Origin of the sequence: Pseudovibrio sp. JE062 (assembly GCF_000156235.1) — a bacterium.
Classification (GTDB): domain Bacteria; phylum Pseudomonadota; class Alphaproteobacteria; order Rhizobiales; family Stappiaceae; genus Pseudovibrio.
Genome location: NZ_DS996816.1, coordinates 87,221 through 102,279 on the forward strand (window position 1 = coordinate 87,221; position 15,059 = coordinate 102,279).

The following is a 15,059-nucleotide window of genomic DNA, read 5'->3' on the forward strand; positions in this document are numbered from 1 at the left end:
ACAATCTATACGTGCTGTATCAAATAATACAACAGCCACCCAAGCAACGCACCAATAGTGAAGTCAGATAAATACTTCTGATTCTCAATAAACTCGGTGCACATATGCCTATATCTAATTTAAATACACCACAAACAACTGTGCAAATAGATCAAAGCACAAGTTTCGCGCAAGTTAATGCAAAGGATGCACAAGCCACTAACTTGAGTTATTCCACTTCACAGACAGATACCCCTAAAAAAACGGGCTTCTACTACGCCCCCTTTGCATCTGAAGATATTTTGGACTACGCCGCAGGCGCTAATCGAACCAGAAACACCACTGGCAAAGAGCCACGCCATATCATCGTGGCAAATGACGCAGACAAGACCAAGCTGGAAACCCTGAAGCAGCAACTGATTGAAAAAAAGCATACACAAGCCAGCGACATGCGCCAGACAGCAAATGCAGTCATCTCAGAACTAAACCTTGAAGGATTTGAGCTTCTGGATTTTGTGTCTTCAGATGATTACAAAGCCATGATGAAACTAGCGCAAAACTACACTTTCGAGGCTCATGTTTTGCAGCAGTCAGACATTATCAGCAATGAAAACACCGGCATTCTGGGCACATTGAAGAGCAGCGAAAACAAGCTTTATGTTCTCGGTCATGGCTCTTCCGGCTCCAACGAGATATCCAGTAAACGGAGCGCCAGTGAAGAAGGCTATGAAATAGTCTCCTCAAGAGATCTTGCCGAGCAACTCTCCAAAGGTGGACTGGACAAGTCTTTCTCTGACATCCGTGTCGCAAGTTGCTACAGCGCTGATACAACCAAGCCAGAGTCATTTGATCCAGCTGAACTCAAACTGGCAGCTGAACCGGGCTATATAGACGCCCCGGAAGATCCCGAACTGGACGGCACAAAGGTGGTCCCATTTGCCCAATCGCTTGCAAATGATCTGAAGGAAGTTGGCTTCGACAAAGTTGAAGTTGCAGGTTATCACGGCACAAGTACAGCCATCTCAGATGACACGCATAGATACCAGACACTTCATACAGACGATGCGCCAGTAGCCAGAAGCTCCGAAGTGCGAGAGTTGTTCCTGCCCGTCTGAGCTTGGCACCCTCCCAACTGAATGCATAAAGCCCGACAAAGCTTCTTCGCCGGGCCTTCTGCTTAGCGCTGGCTTTCTGCCAGCCTACGCAAAATAGCATCAGCTTGGGTCCAGAGGATCGCACTCCCCTCCTCTGCAACCTGATTCAGCTCGGAGCGGTTCAGGCGTTTAGCAAGTGTCGCACCAAAATCAGGCGAATGGACTGGGCTTGTATCCTTCAGCCCATACCATAACTGCACGTCCTGCTTGATGTTTTCGACGTTGAACGACCAACGCCCCATGGCAAGCCCAGTATCACGGGCATACCCGGCAGCACCCTGAGAGAAGCCGGCAGCAAGCACATCTCGATAAAGTGGAGCAAACGATGCTGAGGCATAAAACGCACTGTCCTCAGGCCCACTCATCCCTTCAATCATCTGCCACAACCAATCAGCTGTCGCCATGCCTGCAATGTCTGCCTCAAGACGATCTGGATCATCACAAGCAAGCGAAACCATGCCCTTCAACTCATTAGGAAGCATAGCAAATAGCTCTGGAGAGGCCAGCTCATCCTGACCGGAGACAACAGCAACGCCATCAACAAGACCAGCATCAGCCAGCGCCAACGCAAACGGAGCGCCTTGCGAAAAGCCAATCGCAAACGCCTGATCAGCTTTCACAAAATCAAGCAGTTCTTTGATATCCGCTGCCCAGCTTTCAAAACTTTTCTCAGGATCAGCCTCGGAGTTCCCCAGCCCAGGACGATCAACGGAGAGAATGCGCAGACCAAGATCTGCTGCAGCCTGCTCTCCAAACGGAATGGCCGAGGCCATCCCTGCACCCTGACACAAAATCACAGGCCGCCCGTCTGCAGCGCCCCATTCACTCCACGCAAGGACGCGGCCACTGGAAAGTTTCAGTGTTCCATCTTGCAGCTTCACAACATATTCCTCAATGCAAATTCAAAAGCTAAATCAACAAACTAATAAGACAGGCAATCTCTGCTCTCAAAGCTGCAACTAGCAAAACCGGTAATCACGGCCAGATCAAGCCAACAATCTCATTTTCCCCGATCACGCAAACACGATTTAAAAGAAAGCCCGGAGGAACACCCCGGGCCTTATCGCTTATTTCTTGGTAGCAAGTTGCTCGCCCATGGAAGCCAGCTCTTCAACATGCCAGAATTCCCGGATCTTGCCGTCTTCAACGCGGTAGACCTCAAAGCCAGCAATATCAAAGGTGTTACCGTTCGCTTCAGAACCGAACAGACCATCGGTATTTGTGCCTTTATAGCGCCAGTAAATCAGAACCTTATCATCACCAACCGGCTCAACCATACCAAGCTCATGGCGGGAGTCCGGCGCACCAACTGCCAGAGCCGTGAAGGTGTCCAGCGCGGACTGCTTGGCGTTTTGGCCATCATGACCGTTGTGGTCCACCATGTCGTCTGCGTAGAACTCAGCCAGTTTCGCGCGGTCAAACGGACGACTGTCGGCAACCTCATAAAATTTACTCAGAAGATCAGTAGCTTCAGTCGCACCTGCAACGGCAGTTGAAAGGGCAAGAGCTGCACCTGCTACAGCAAGCTTCAGTTTGTTCATTGGTGTGTTTCCCTTGTTTTCATTAGGCAAACCCCATATGAAATCAAAGAAGCAGAACGTCTAGTACGCACTATTTTAGCAGCTAGTATACAAAAAGGTACTGCATACCATGAGCGATGACAGCACAGACACACCAAGTGGAGCATTCGTTGGCTACGAAACATGCCCGGTGCGCCGAACGCTCACCGTTCTCAATGGAAAATGGAAGCTCTTGATTATATACGAGCTTTTGCCCGCTCCATGCCGCTTCAACGAGCTGAAGCGCAGACTGCCCGGCGTCTCTCAACGCTTGCTCACAGCCCAATTGAGATCACTGGAAGCAGACGGAATTGTCGATCGTATGGTAATGGAAGTTGTCCCGCCCCATGTGGAATACTCTCTCTCTGAAAAAGGCAGATCCCTGCAGCCAGTCCTTCAGGCAATGGAAACCTGGGGCGAGAACGAGATTAAAAACTTCCCGATAAGCTAGTCTTTGCGCTCATAGTGATAGGTGATCTTGGGCTTGTTCTTACCGAACAGGATCTTCAGGATCACAAGGGGAATAGTGATGGCAATGATGGCCAGCATCAGGCCTGAGGCAAACCCGATCACAAGGAGGATAAATGCCAGCAAAGCCATTGCGAACAATATCGCGATAACTCGTCCGGTCACATATTCCAGAAAATTCAGCATCACCATCTCCAACGGGCATATCTCTGAGAACCACACAGCGGTTTCTGAACGAGAATACGCAAACAAACATCCAAAACAGCGCCGTTGCTATGTGCGCTGTTTCAGAGCTACCCCAAGGGTACACCACTAAAAGATGGCGATGCAACTGAAGAGAATCAAGCGTTCTCGTGCTTTTTAGCTGCTGAGTTATTCCCGCTCTCTGCATTCAGATCAGCAAAGGTCCGGCCAGAAGCAACCAGCTCCTCCAGCAGTTTTGCGGGCTGCCAGAAGTAGGCATCCTCCTGTGCATACGCCTTGATATTGCTGAGGATTTTCTCCAGACCAATCTCATCGGCATACTGCATCGGGCCACCACGCCAACGCGGGAATCCATAGCCGTAGATCAGCGTCATATCCACGTCCAATGGCCGCAAAGCAATGCCTTCCTCAACCACCTTCGCAGCCTCATTCACCATCGCCGCCATGTAGCGATCCAGGATCTGCTCTTTTGAAAGATTTTGTGCGTTGATTTGTTTTTCCTTGCGTTCTTCTGTCAGAATGTCGAGTACAGCCGGGTTTGGCGTCCCTTTCCGAGCGCCATCCTCATAAACGTAATAGCCCTTGCTGGTTTTCTGTCCAAACCAACCTTGCTCACACATGCGGTCTGCAAATGTGAAATAGCGTTCACGTGGATCACGGGTTGGCGCCTTCCGCTTGCGAGTCGCCCAGCCGATATCCAGACCGGCCAGATCAGACACCGCGTACGGCCCCATCGGGAAACCGAACTCTAACATCACGTCATCCACCTCAAACGGTGTTGAACCATCCACCACAATCGCATCTGCAGCAGCACGATAGGTTGCCAGAATGCGGTTGCCGATGAAGCCATCACAAACACCAGCCCGAACAGCAACCTTGCGCATGATCTTGCCAAGCTGGAAACCAGTCGCAATCACGTCTGGAGCTGTCTTATCCGCGACCACTACTTCCAGCAGTTTCATAATGTGTGCCGGAGAGAAGAAGTGCAGCCCAATCACATCCTGCGGACGCTTGGTGACGGCGGCAATGGCGTTCACATCCAGATAGGAGGTGTTGGTTGCCAGAACGGCACCCTCCTTACAAACCTCATCCAGCTTCTGGAACACTTGCTTCTTCACGTCGATGTCTTCAAACACCGCCTCAACAACCAGATCTACATCAGAAAGCGAGACATAGTCCGTGCTCAAGGACAGCGCTTCATCAAAAATCCGCTGCTCCTGCTCCGCTGAAAGCTTGCCTTTCTTGACGGCACCGCCAACGTTCTTGGCAATCGTCGCCTTCGCCCGGCCAAGCCCTTCATCATCACGCTCGATCAGCGTGACGGAAAGCCCATTCATCAGCGCACCAGTCGCAATGCCTGCGCCCATGGTTCCGCCGCCAATCACACCAATGGACTTGAGCGTACGCGGAGCAATGCCCTCAATCTCTGGAAGCTTGCCAAGAGCCCGATCCGCAAAGAAAGCATGCGCCAGCGCACGGTGCTGAGCGGAGTTCTTCAGCTCCATAAACATCTCACGCTCTTTCGCCATGCCATCCGCAAAACTGGTCTGGCTGGCCATCTCAATGGCTTCAACACAAACCACCGGCGACTTCTGACCACGCGCCCGCTTGGCAACAGCAGCTTTGGCATCCGCAAACACCTGAGCATCAACCGCAGGAGCAACCAACTCGGAACAACGGCGCAGCGGAGTTCCGTTGTCGATCACAGACCGCGCAAACGCCAGACCTGCTGCAACCGCATCAGCCTCTTCGCTCACACCATCCAGAATACCAGCAGCCTTCGCAGCATCCGCCCCAATCGGCGCACCACTCGGGATCATCTCCAGCGCTTTCTCATAGCCCGCAAGTCGCGGCAGTCGCTGCGTACCACCTGCACCCGGAATGATGCCCAGATGCACTTCCGGCAGACCAACCTTGGCGCCCTTCACCCCAACACGGAAGTGACAGCCGAGCGCAACTTCAAGCCCGCCGCCGAGCGCAACACCATGAATAGCCGCAATCACAGGCTTGGAGCAGGCTTCAATACCATCAATCACATCAGGCAGATGCGGTTCAGTGGCAGGACGCTTGAATTCACGGATATCCGCCCCGGCGATGAACACCTTGCCTTCCCCAACAATCACCGCAGCTTTCGCCACTTCGTCTTCCTCAAACTGCTTGATGCGCGCAACCAGATCCTGCCGGATCGCCAGAGACAACGCATTCACCGGCGCATTGCTCACGGTCATAACCGCAACATCACCGCGCAATTCATAGGAAACCTGACCTGATGACTTAAATGAAGAAGACACTCGAAACTCCCTGAGGCAAAGCGCACTCCCGCGCCGCACTACCATTCGCAATTCCACGTAGTTTAGCAGGGCGCGGCAGGAATTCCAGTTGTAAAATACAATTCCGATATGCGGAATTATAAGCGATAAAATACGGCGAACCTCACCGTCTAAGCTGGCTCCTCCAACCCATTAGGCAAGGAAATCCAGATCACAGTCTGAGCCTCCTGCGAATGGCGCGAAAGGTGGCCTTTGCCATGCGTGTCCTCAATCATCAAAAACTCCCCAGCCTCTACAGTACGAACCTCACCATCACTGGTCTCATACTCAACCGCCCCATCAAGCCGCACAGTCAAACATCGATCAGGAACCGTATGCCATTCCACTTGGCGCATCCCAGCCGGAATACGGGTGATGCGGACACGTGAAGCCGAATAGCTGGCAGTCACATCAAACGGCACAGCATCTGGATGCACCGACACCTGATTGGTCGGTATCTCAATTTCATCGAAATGCGATTCCCCATCCGGTGTTGCGTAGATACGTAGGCACTTCACAGCAGCAGCCTCCCTCAATCTGACCAAGACATCGCGAGATCTACCTAGCACACCACAACCAGAAGACGAAACAACCACATTGGTTGGGGCTTAAAGTCCATGACTTATTACATCTTCTCTTTTGAGCAGAATCTAGTGGGATTGCTAGTTAGAAAAATTGTCCCTATAGGTGTCCCAACAAAGGCAGAATGCTTGTTGGACTGCCACAAGTATGGTCCGCTAAGATCAATGCCTTCAGTTAAGTACGATGAAAATTTTCTAGGGTTGTAAACTTGAAGTACCGCGCCGAAATTGACGGGCTGCGAGCAGTCGCAGTCGTTCCTGTTATCTTCTTCCATGTCGGTTTTGAGCACTTCAAAGGAGGCTTCATAGGTGTAGATGTTTTCTTTGTGATCAGCGGTTACTTAATCACCACAATTCTAATAAATGACCTTGAGCAAAATCGGTTTAGTCTCTTAACTTTCTACGAGCGACGAGCTCGAAGGATACTACCCGCTCTCTTCACTGTCCTTGCTACAACGACTTTATTAGCTTATTTTTTCCTGTATCCAGCTGATTTGGAAGAGTATAGCTTAAGCTTGCTATCAGTATTTGGTTTTGTATCGAATATTTTCTTCTGGAAAAATTCTGATTACTTTGCAACAGAGGCAGAATTAACTCCACTCCTGCATACATGGAGTTTAGCTGTTGAAGAGCAATACTACGTTGTATTCCCTATCTTTCTTGTAATATTATGGCGACATTGTCGGCATAGGGTACTGTTCGCAACTATAGCAATTACAATAGTTAGTTTCATTTTAAGCGAGTGGGGATGGCGAACTGACGCAACAGCGAACTTTTACCTAGCTCCTACGCGGGCTTGGGAGCTACTTTCTGGTTCTTTGGTCGCTTTTTTCCTGCAAAAGAGAAGCGTTCAAAGTAACAATCTATTGTCGTTTTTGGGCCTGATAGCAATTATTTTTGCAATCTTTACTTTCAATGATTTAACACCGTTTCCCAGTATCTTCACTCTTGTTCCGGTAATTGGCACTGTATTAATCATCGCGTTTGCGGGTGAAAGAACATACACGGCAAAATTACTCAGCAACAAAATACTGGTAAGTGTCGGACTCCTAAGCTATTCAGCCTACTTATGGCATCAACCTGTGTTCGCGTTTTATCGCCGAATCTATGGTATCGAACTCGAGAGCATGTCAGCCTTCACACTTATCGGTATTACAGCTATTTTATCGGTTTTCTCTTGGAGGTTTATTGAACTTCCCTTCAGGAACAAGCAGCACCTCAGCAGAAAAAAAATCTTTATTATCGCGCCATCTTTTGCATCAGTAATTGGATTGATTTGCTTAAGTCTGATTTTAACTGACGGAGCCCGATTTCGTTTTGATTTTCCAGACAAACCTGAACCCTGGGCTGGTATCAAATGCCATGGTGCTGCAAATATAAGTAAGTTTGAAGACCCACTCAGTGAATGCTTAGGCAACGGAAAAACATCCGGCAATGGTGACATTTATCTCATTGGCGACAGTCATGCTGCACAACTTACGTTTGCTCTTCGAGCAGTCGCTGCACAGCGGAATAAACGTTTCTATTTCATCAATACAGAAAATCAGAACGACTATCCCTATTCGTTTTTGAGTAAACCGGTTGCATCTGACCGGCTATTAGAGCATCTGCTTAAAGTCTCCAAACAAGGCGATTACTTTGTAACTTCATTTCATAGAGGTCATCTAAACGACTCACGCGACAAACATATACCGCTGAATTCGGACCTGAAATTCGGTGAAAAGGCTTCAATGTTTAGAAGTAACTTTTCTTCTTATATGAAGCGATTCAGAAGAAAAGGAATATCTATCTATCTTGTAAAAGATGGGCCTTTACTCGCAGATAGCAGTACCTCCTTAGAGGCTTGCATGCACGCATTTCAAGAAGCAAGTTACTCCCCTTGCCTCATCAACTTTGAACAGGATAACTACACACGCACAAGACAGCTTAAAGTTTTTGACCAACTAGCTGAAAACTTTGAGTTTGTGAAAACCGTAGATTATCTTCCAACATTATACGACAATGATGTCTTTTCGCCGATCTCAGAAGACGGCCAGTATCTTATGTTCGATAGGCATCACCTGACTGAAACTGCATCTTTAAAACTGAAAGACTTTTTTGCGTCGTCTCTCAAACCTGTGAATACTATTAATTGAGATTAACACGGCTAATAGTGTTTCCTGAGCGATCTTCATGCCAAAAACAAAAAACCCGGCACCTTACGGCACCGGGTTTCTCGTTTAGTCTTGGAAGCGCATCATCGAAAACGACCTCTGTTTCCGATGATGGACACCTTAGAAGCAGCGCTTACTTGGAAGCGTCTGCCCAGCTCTTGATCAGCTCGTCGTAGTCAACGGTGACCGGAGTTGGTTTTTCGTTAGCCAGTTTGGCTTTAGGTGCGCCTGGCTGGTTCAGCCAGTAGTCGCGATCCTTAACTTCGTTGAGCTTAGGACCACACTCGCCCTGAACACCAGCACGCTCAAGACGCTTCAGAACTTTGTCCTGAGCAGCAGCAAGAGCAGTCATAGCTTCCTGAGGAGTTTTCGCGCCTGAGGATGCATCACCAATGTTCTGCCACCACAGCTGAGCCAGCTTTGGATAGTCAGGAACGTTGGTACCGGTTGGGGTCCACTGTACGCGAGCTGGTGAACGGTAGAATTCAACCAGACCACCTAGCTTAGGTGCGCGCTCGGTGAATGATGCATCACGAACGTCACTGTCACGCACGAAGGTCAGACCAACGTGAGACTTCTTCAGAGAAGTTGTCTTTGCAACGGTGAACTGAGCGTACAGCCATGCAGCTTTCGCACGATCTTCCGGAGTAGACTTCATCAGAGTCCAGGAACCAGCATCCTGATAACCCAGCTTCATGCCTTCTTCCCAGTATGCACCCTTCGGAGAAGGAGCCATACGCCACTTAGGAGTGCCGTCTGCGTTCACAACTGGAATACCATCTTTCACCATGTCTGCGGTGAAGGCTGTGTACCAGAAGATCTGCTGAGCAACAGAACCTTGTGCCGGAACTGGACCAGCTTCAGAGAACACCATACCTGGTGCTTCAGCCGGAGCGTATTTCTTCAGCCACTCGATGTACTTGGTGATGGAGTAAACCGCTGCAGGACCATCGGTTGCACCACCGCGCTCAACGGAAGAACCAGCTGGGGAACAGCCGTTCACACGAATGCCCCACTCGTCAACTGGCAGACCGTTCGGGATACCCTTGTCGCCAGCACCAGCCATGGAGAGCCATGCATCGGTAAAGCGCCAACCCAAGGATGGGTCTTTCTTACCGTAGTCCATGTGGCCATAGACTTTTTCGCCGTTGATTTCTTTCACGTCGTTGGTGAAGAACTCTGCGATGTCTTCGTAAGCAGACCAGTTAACCGGAACACCCAACTCGTAGCCATATTTCGCTTTAAACTGAGCTTTGATGTCTGGGTTGGTGAACCAGTCATAGCGGAACCAGTAAAGGTTCGCGAACTGCTGATCAGGAAGCTGGTAAAGCTTGCCGTCCGGACCAGTGGTGAAGGACTTGCCGATGAAGTCTTCAATGTCCAGAGTTGGCAGAGTTACGTCTTTACCTTCGTTCGCCATCCAGTCGGTCAGGTTACGAACCTGCTGGTAACGAGCGTGAGTACCGATCAGGTCGGAGTCGTTGATGTACGCGTCGTAGATGTTCTCGCCAGACTGCATCTGGGTCTGAAGCTTCTCAACAACGTCACCTTCACCGATCAGATCGTGAGTAACTTTAATACCGGTGATTTCGGTAAATGCTTTTGCAAGAACCTTAGCTTCGTATTCGTGGGTCGCAATGGTCTCGGAAACCACTTTGATTTCCATACCTTTGAAAGGCTCAGCAGCTTTGATGAACCAGTCCATTTCCTTCATCTGCTCTTCCTGAGAAAGAGTAGAAGGCTGGAACTCGTCGCTCACCCACTTCTTAGCGGCTTCCATGTCTGCAAATGCAGAGCTGGAAGCACAGATCATGGCTGCAAAGCCAACGGACGCTAATAGCTGACGTCTCATATATATTCCTCCCGACTATAATTTATTGCACTGACAGTTCCCCTAGACGTCAGTGCGGAGAAAAAAGCTCATTCCTAAACCCAGCGGAACACGCAAAACGCATATGCCACACAGACCAACAGAGCCCACCAAAGGTTTGTGCTAACAAACCCAAGCCAAAACAGGCAGATAAACGCACTGCCCAACAGCGAGACAAACAAGCGGTCACCGCGTGTTGTCTCAAATCTCAAAATGCCATGCCGCGGGCTTCCCCCCGGCACAAACCACTCCCAAACCGCCATTCCGGAAAGAAACAGCGCAATCATGGAAAAGAAAATCGCTGTTGGCTGCGTCCAGGCCATCCAAGAAAAATCCATGCCTTGCTCTCCTGATTAAACGCGGCCCAGGGCAAAGCCCTTAGCGATGTAGTTACGTACGAAGTAGATCACCAACGCACCCGGAATAATGGTCAAGATTCCAGCCGCGGCGAGTACACCCCAATCCATGCCGGAAGCTGAAACCGTACGGGTCATGGTCGCCGCAATCGGCTTGGCAGCCGTGGTTGTCAGCGTACGGGCAATCAGCAGCTCAACCCATGAGAACATGAAGCAGAAGAACGCTGCCACGCCGATGCCGCTTGCAATCAGAGGCATGAAGATCTTGCCGAAGAATTTCGGGAAGGAGTAGCCATCGATATACGCAGTCTCATCGATCTCTTTCGGAACGCCGGACATAAAGCCTTCAAGGATCCACACAGCCAGCGGCACGTTGAACAGACAGTGCGCCAGAGCCACAGCAATGTGCGTGTCGATCAGGCCGAAAGCGGAGTAAAGCTGGAAGAACGGCAGCGCAAACACCGCCGGAGGTGCCATACGGTTGGTCAGCAGCCAGAAGAACAGGTGCTTATCACCCAGAAACTTGTAGCGAGAGAACGCATAAGCCGCTGGCAGCGCAACCGCCACGGAGATCACCGTGTTCAGCGCCACATAGGTAATGGAGTTGATGTAACCGCTGTACCAGCTAGGGTCTGTGAAGATCACCATGTAGTTGGCGAGCGTCGGCTCATCCGGCCACAGGGTGAACTTGCTCAGGATCTCCTGGTTGGTCTTCAAACTCATATTGAAGAGCCAATAGATCGGCAGCATCAAAAACGTGATGTACAGAGTTGGCACGAGGAAGGAATAACGGCTTCCTGTTCTTTGTGCCTTCGCGCGGGCCCGGCTGCGTGGAGCTTGTCCACCAGCAGCAACACCACCATCAATTGTAGCAGTTCCAGTTGTTGTCGACATGGTGCTTACTCCTCGCCTGCGTAGTGTTTTTTCTCAGTCCCGGCATTGTTCATTACGGTGTAGAACACCCAGGAGAACAAGAGGATGATGAGGAAGTAGACGAGGGACATTGCAGCAGCTGGTCCAAGGTCAAACTGACCAATCGCCATCTTCACAAGGTCGATACTCAGGAAGGTCGTGGAGTTACCCGGTCCGCCACCTGTCACAACAAACGGCTCGGTGTAAATCATGAAGCTGTCCATGAAGCGCAGCAGAACCGCAATCAGCAACACACTGTGCATCTTTGGCAGCTGGATGTAACGGAACACAGCCCAGCGGGAAGCACCATCGATGCGTGCTGCCTGATAATAAGCCTCAGGAATGGAAACCAGACCCGCATAGCACAGCAGCACAACAAGGCTGGTCCAGTGCCACACATCCATAACAATCACGGTGGCCCAGGCCGCAACAGGGTCCTGCGTGTAATTGTAATTGATGCCCAGCGAGTTCAGGAAGTAACCAAGAAGACCGATGTCCGCACGGCCAAACACCTGCCAGATGGTGCCAACCACGTTCCACGGCACGAGCAGTGGCAGCGCCATCAGCACCAGACAAACCGGAACGCCCCAGCCCTTTTTAGGCATGCAAAGCGCAATCCCGATACCCAGCGGAATTTCAATCGCGAGGATCGTGAAAGAGAAGATCAGGTTGCGCACCAGAGCATCATGAAAACGCTCCGAGGCAAGCAGTTCCTGAAACCATTCAATACCAACCCAGAAGAACTGGTTGTTTCCAAAGCTGTCCTGAAACGCGTAGTTCACAACAGTCATCAACGGGATAACAGCGGTAAAGGCCACCAGCAAAAGAACCGGTAAAACCATGAACCAGGCTTTGTTGTTTACGGTCTTTTCCATGGCTTAAGCCCCCTCGCTTACGAGCCAGCTATCGGCATAAAGGTTCGTCTGTGTCGGGTCGAAGAGAGCGGTCGGGCTTTCCGGAATGCTCTCGCCTTCGCCAACAATCGCGTTCAGCGCAATGCCATCCATCTCACCGCGCAGAATGCGGTAACGTCCGATGTCCTCAACATTGTTGACGGTCAGCGGCAAGCCTTCGCCAGCACCACCCAGCTTCACGAACTCAGGGCGAATGCCCACTTCGGTCTTCTGAGCAACCTTTTTCGGGTCAAGACCGCACTGCAGCGGAACACTGTGGTCGCCAATGCGCGCCATGGTGCCATCCACCTCACATGGCAGAACGTTCATGCCCGGGGAACCGATGAAGTAACCAACAAACGTATGCTGCGGGCGACGGAACAGCTCATCCGGCGTTCCGATCTGCACCACTTCACCGCCATACATCACCACAACCTTATCCGCGAAGGTCAGCGCCTCGGTCTGGTCGTGGGTCACGTAAACCATGGTGAAACCAAACTGCTTGTGCAGATGCTTCAGCTGCGAGCGCAGAACCCACTTCATGTGCGGGTCAATCACGGTCAGCGGCTCATCAAACAGGATCGCATTGGTGTCAGAACGCACCAGACCACGCCCTAGAGAAATCTTCTGCTTCTCATCAGCTGTCAGACCCTGCGCCTTGCGCTTGGCCTTGCTCTCCAGATCAATGATCTTCAGAATTTCATTGACCTTCTGATCAACCTCAGCCGCCGGAACACCGCGATTGCGCAGCGGGAAAGCGAGATTGTCGTAAACAGACATGGTGTCGTAAACGACTGGGAACTGGAACACCTGCGCGATGTTACGCGCTTCGGTGGAAAGCTCCGTGACCGGCTTGCCATCAAACAGCAGCTCACCCTCAGACGGGGTCAGCAGGCCGGAAATGATGTTCAAAAGAGTTGTCTTGCCACAGCCGGAAGAGCCAAGAAGCGCATAAGCACCACCGTCTTCAAAGGTCAGATTAACTTCCTTCAAAGCGTAGTCGCTTGGGCTCGTTGGGTTCGGCAGATAAGAGTGGCGAATGTGGTCGAGATCAATACGTGCCATGCTCGCCTCCTTAAGCCGCTTCGCTCATGAGAGACGCAACAGAGCGACCCTCATCATCAAAGATCATGAAGTTCTTGGCGTCCACGTACACCTCGATCTCAGCATCCACATCCACGTTATGAATGCCATGCTCCAGCGCCACCCAGCGGTGGTTCAGGCAGGTCAGGTGGATGAAGCTCTCAGATCCGGTGATCTCGGAAACATCAACAACGGCAGGAAGACACACAGCATCTTCGCTCGGGCGCTGCAGGTAGAGGTGATGGGGCCGGAAACCTGCTTTGTAATGTCCATCAGGAAGACGCTTCTCTTCCTCAGATGCCGGAATAACTGTGCCGTTGGACGTGCGGAACTCACTTCCGCTTTTTGTCAGGCCCAACAGGTTCAGCGGCGGATCAGAGAAAGTTTGCGCAGTGACGATGTCCTGAGGATTTCTGTAAACATCGATGGTGTCACCAAACTGAGAAACACGGCCTTCATGCAAAGTGGCTGTACGCCCGCCAAGCAGCAGCGCTTCAGTTGGTTCTGTAGTCGCGTAAACAAACACGGCACCGCTCTCAGAAAAAATCTTCGGCAGCTCATCGCGCAGTTCTTCGCGCAGTTTATAATCCAGGTTCGCCAGCGGCTCATCCATCAGCACCAGATGCGCGCCTTTCACAAGCGCGCGCGCCAGTGCTGTACGCTGCTGCTGACCACCGGAAAGGTTCAGCGGCGTTCTGTCCAGATACGGAGAGAGCTTCATCAGATCCGCAGCTTTGCGCACCTGCTTGTCGATCTCATCCCCCTTCAGCCCTGCAACGCGCAGCGGGCTGGCGATGTTTTCGTAAACCGTGAGAGCCGGGTAGTTGATGAACTGCTGATAGACCATGGCGACATCGCGCTTGCGCACGGAAACACCGGTCATATCCTGTCCATTTACGAGCACTTGCCCTGCAGTTGGTTTGTCCAGCCCTGCCATCAAACGCATCAGCGTTGTTTTGCCCGACAGTGTTGGTCCCAACAATACGTTCAATGAACCACTTTCAAGACGCAGAGACACGTCACGAATATGATCCATGCCGTCAACAGTTTTGCTGACGCCCCTTAATTCAAGCATGTTGCCCTCCCGGAACAGAAAGCGACCCGACTGCTTTCTGCGGTACGCGCTGCTTGCACTGCGGTACCTTCAAATTCCTGACTGTAATTCCATAAACAGCTCAAAACCGAGCTGAATCCCATAGTAAAGGCCGAGGCCTTTTAAAGAACATCGCAGCTTTTTGATGCTGCGTTCCTGTCAAATTTTCACGAGCCTCCCCGAACACTTTCAAGTTCTGCTTTCTTACGCAGCTCCGTCCCTACAAAGTGCCATTAGAGACCAAAATTAAACTACGTCCTAACCTACACGTCAATTTTCGTTTACAGCCGATTACGCGCATATTCGCGTAATTTCGAAATATAAGCGAAACCACTTAAGCGTCAATTCGAAAATTGACAAAACGAAACTCCCAGTTGTTATCCATTAGGATGAGAACGCACCACGTGCGGCTGAAAATGTTGAAGATCTGTCATTCCTGCACCCC

General features: G+C 50.9%; 14 protein-coding genes. 3 read left to right on the top strand and 11 right to left on the bottom strand.

From position 1 onward, the window contains the following. Positions 1-281: 281 nt before the first annotated feature. Positions 282-1,094, top strand: a complete 813-nt coding sequence (locus tag PJE062_RS23700; protein ID WP_208982464.1) for a hypothetical protein — start codon at positions 282-284, stop codon at positions 1,092-1,094. A 62-nt stretch (positions 1,095-1,156) separates the two neighbouring features. Here the strand turns inward: PJE062_RS23700 and PJE062_RS23705 are convergent, their stop codons facing one another. Together PJE062_RS23705 and PJE062_RS23710 are read right to left on the bottom strand one after the other, a co-directional pair. Further along, the gene (locus PJE062_RS23705; RefSeq protein WP_008552524.1) at positions 1,157-2,014 is read right to left on the bottom strand and encodes an alpha/beta fold hydrolase; all 858 of its coding nucleotides are present in this window, start codon (positions 2,012-2,014) and stop codon (positions 1,157-1,159) included. Between the two features lie 186 nt (positions 2,015-2,200). Beyond that, on the bottom strand, positions 2,201-2,674 hold the full coding sequence (locus PJE062_RS23710; protein WP_037038128.1) for an ester cyclase: 474 nt from the start codon (positions 2,672-2,674) through the stop codon (positions 2,201-2,203). 109 nt (positions 2,675-2,783) lie between these two features. On the opposite strand from PJE062_RS23710, the gene PJE062_RS23715 reads away from it, so the two are divergent. Next, complete coding sequence (locus PJE062_RS23715; protein WP_008552622.1) at positions 2,784-3,143, top strand: helix-turn-helix domain-containing protein; 360 nt, start codon at positions 2,784-2,786, stop codon at positions 3,141-3,143. Here PJE062_RS23715 and PJE062_RS23720 read toward each other — a convergent pair. From PJE062_RS23720 to PJE062_RS23730, 3 genes are all read right to left on the bottom strand, one after another. Then, positions 3,140-3,346 carry a hypothetical protein gene (locus PJE062_RS23720; protein ID WP_128647471.1) on the bottom strand — a complete coding sequence of 69 codons (207 nt, stop codon included), beginning with the start codon at positions 3,344-3,346 and terminating at the stop codon, positions 3,140-3,142. The genes PJE062_RS23715 and PJE062_RS23720 overlap by 4 nt on opposite strands. 155 nt (positions 3,347-3,501) lie before the next feature. After that, on the bottom strand, positions 3,502-5,655 hold the full coding sequence (locus PJE062_RS23725; RefSeq protein WP_008552512.1) for a 3-hydroxyacyl-CoA dehydrogenase NAD-binding domain-containing protein: 2,154 nt from the start codon (positions 5,653-5,655) through the stop codon (positions 3,502-3,504). A gap of 149 nt (positions 5,656-5,804) precedes the next feature. After that, positions 5,805-6,191: a hypothetical protein gene (locus PJE062_RS23730; protein ID WP_008552578.1), complete on the bottom strand. Its 387-nt coding sequence runs from the start codon at positions 6,189-6,191 to the stop codon at positions 5,805-5,807. Between the two features lie 272 nt (positions 6,192-6,463). On the opposite strand from PJE062_RS23730, the gene PJE062_RS25890 reads away from it, so the two are divergent. Further along, entirely contained in the window at positions 6,464-8,389 is a 1,926-nt protein-coding gene (locus tag PJE062_RS25890) for an acyltransferase family protein (protein WP_008552583.1), read from the top strand. Positions 8,390-8,540: 151 nt separating this feature from the next. On the opposite strand, the gene PJE062_RS23740 is transcribed toward PJE062_RS25890, so the two are convergent. From PJE062_RS23740 to PJE062_RS23765, 6 genes are all read right to left on the bottom strand, one after another. After that, positions 8,541-10,259, bottom strand: coding sequence for an ABC transporter substrate-binding protein (locus tag PJE062_RS23740; protein WP_008552567.1), 1,719 nt, complete (start codon positions 10,257-10,259; stop codon positions 8,541-8,543). 74 nt (positions 10,260-10,333) lie between these two features. Beyond that, positions 10,334-10,615 (bottom strand): DUF2160 domain-containing protein, encoded by a 282-nt coding sequence (locus PJE062_RS23745; protein WP_037038130.1) that lies wholly within the window; start codon positions 10,613-10,615, stop codon positions 10,334-10,336. Positions 10,616-10,630: 15 nt separating this feature from the next. Next, positions 10,631-11,527 carry a carbohydrate ABC transporter permease gene (locus tag PJE062_RS23750; protein ID WP_008552559.1) on the bottom strand — a complete coding sequence of 299 codons (897 nt, stop codon included), beginning with the start codon at positions 11,525-11,527 and terminating at the stop codon, positions 10,631-10,633. Positions 11,528-11,532: 5 nt separating this feature from the next. Continuing rightward, the gene (locus PJE062_RS23755) at positions 11,533-12,420 is read right to left on the bottom strand and encodes a carbohydrate ABC transporter permease (RefSeq protein ID WP_008552533.1); all 888 of its coding nucleotides are present in this window, start codon (positions 12,418-12,420) and stop codon (positions 11,533-11,535) included. A 3-nt stretch (positions 12,421-12,423) separates the two neighbouring features. Further along, positions 12,424-13,503 carry an ABC transporter ATP-binding protein gene (locus PJE062_RS23760; RefSeq protein ID WP_008552531.1) on the bottom strand — a complete coding sequence of 360 codons (1,080 nt, stop codon included), beginning with the start codon at positions 13,501-13,503 and terminating at the stop codon, positions 12,424-12,426. Between the two features lie 10 nt (positions 13,504-13,513). Next, on the bottom strand, positions 13,514-14,596 hold the full coding sequence (locus PJE062_RS23765) for an ABC transporter ATP-binding protein (protein WP_008552565.1): 1,083 nt from the start codon (positions 14,594-14,596) through the stop codon (positions 13,514-13,516). Between the last annotated feature and the right edge of the window lie 463 nt (positions 14,597-15,059).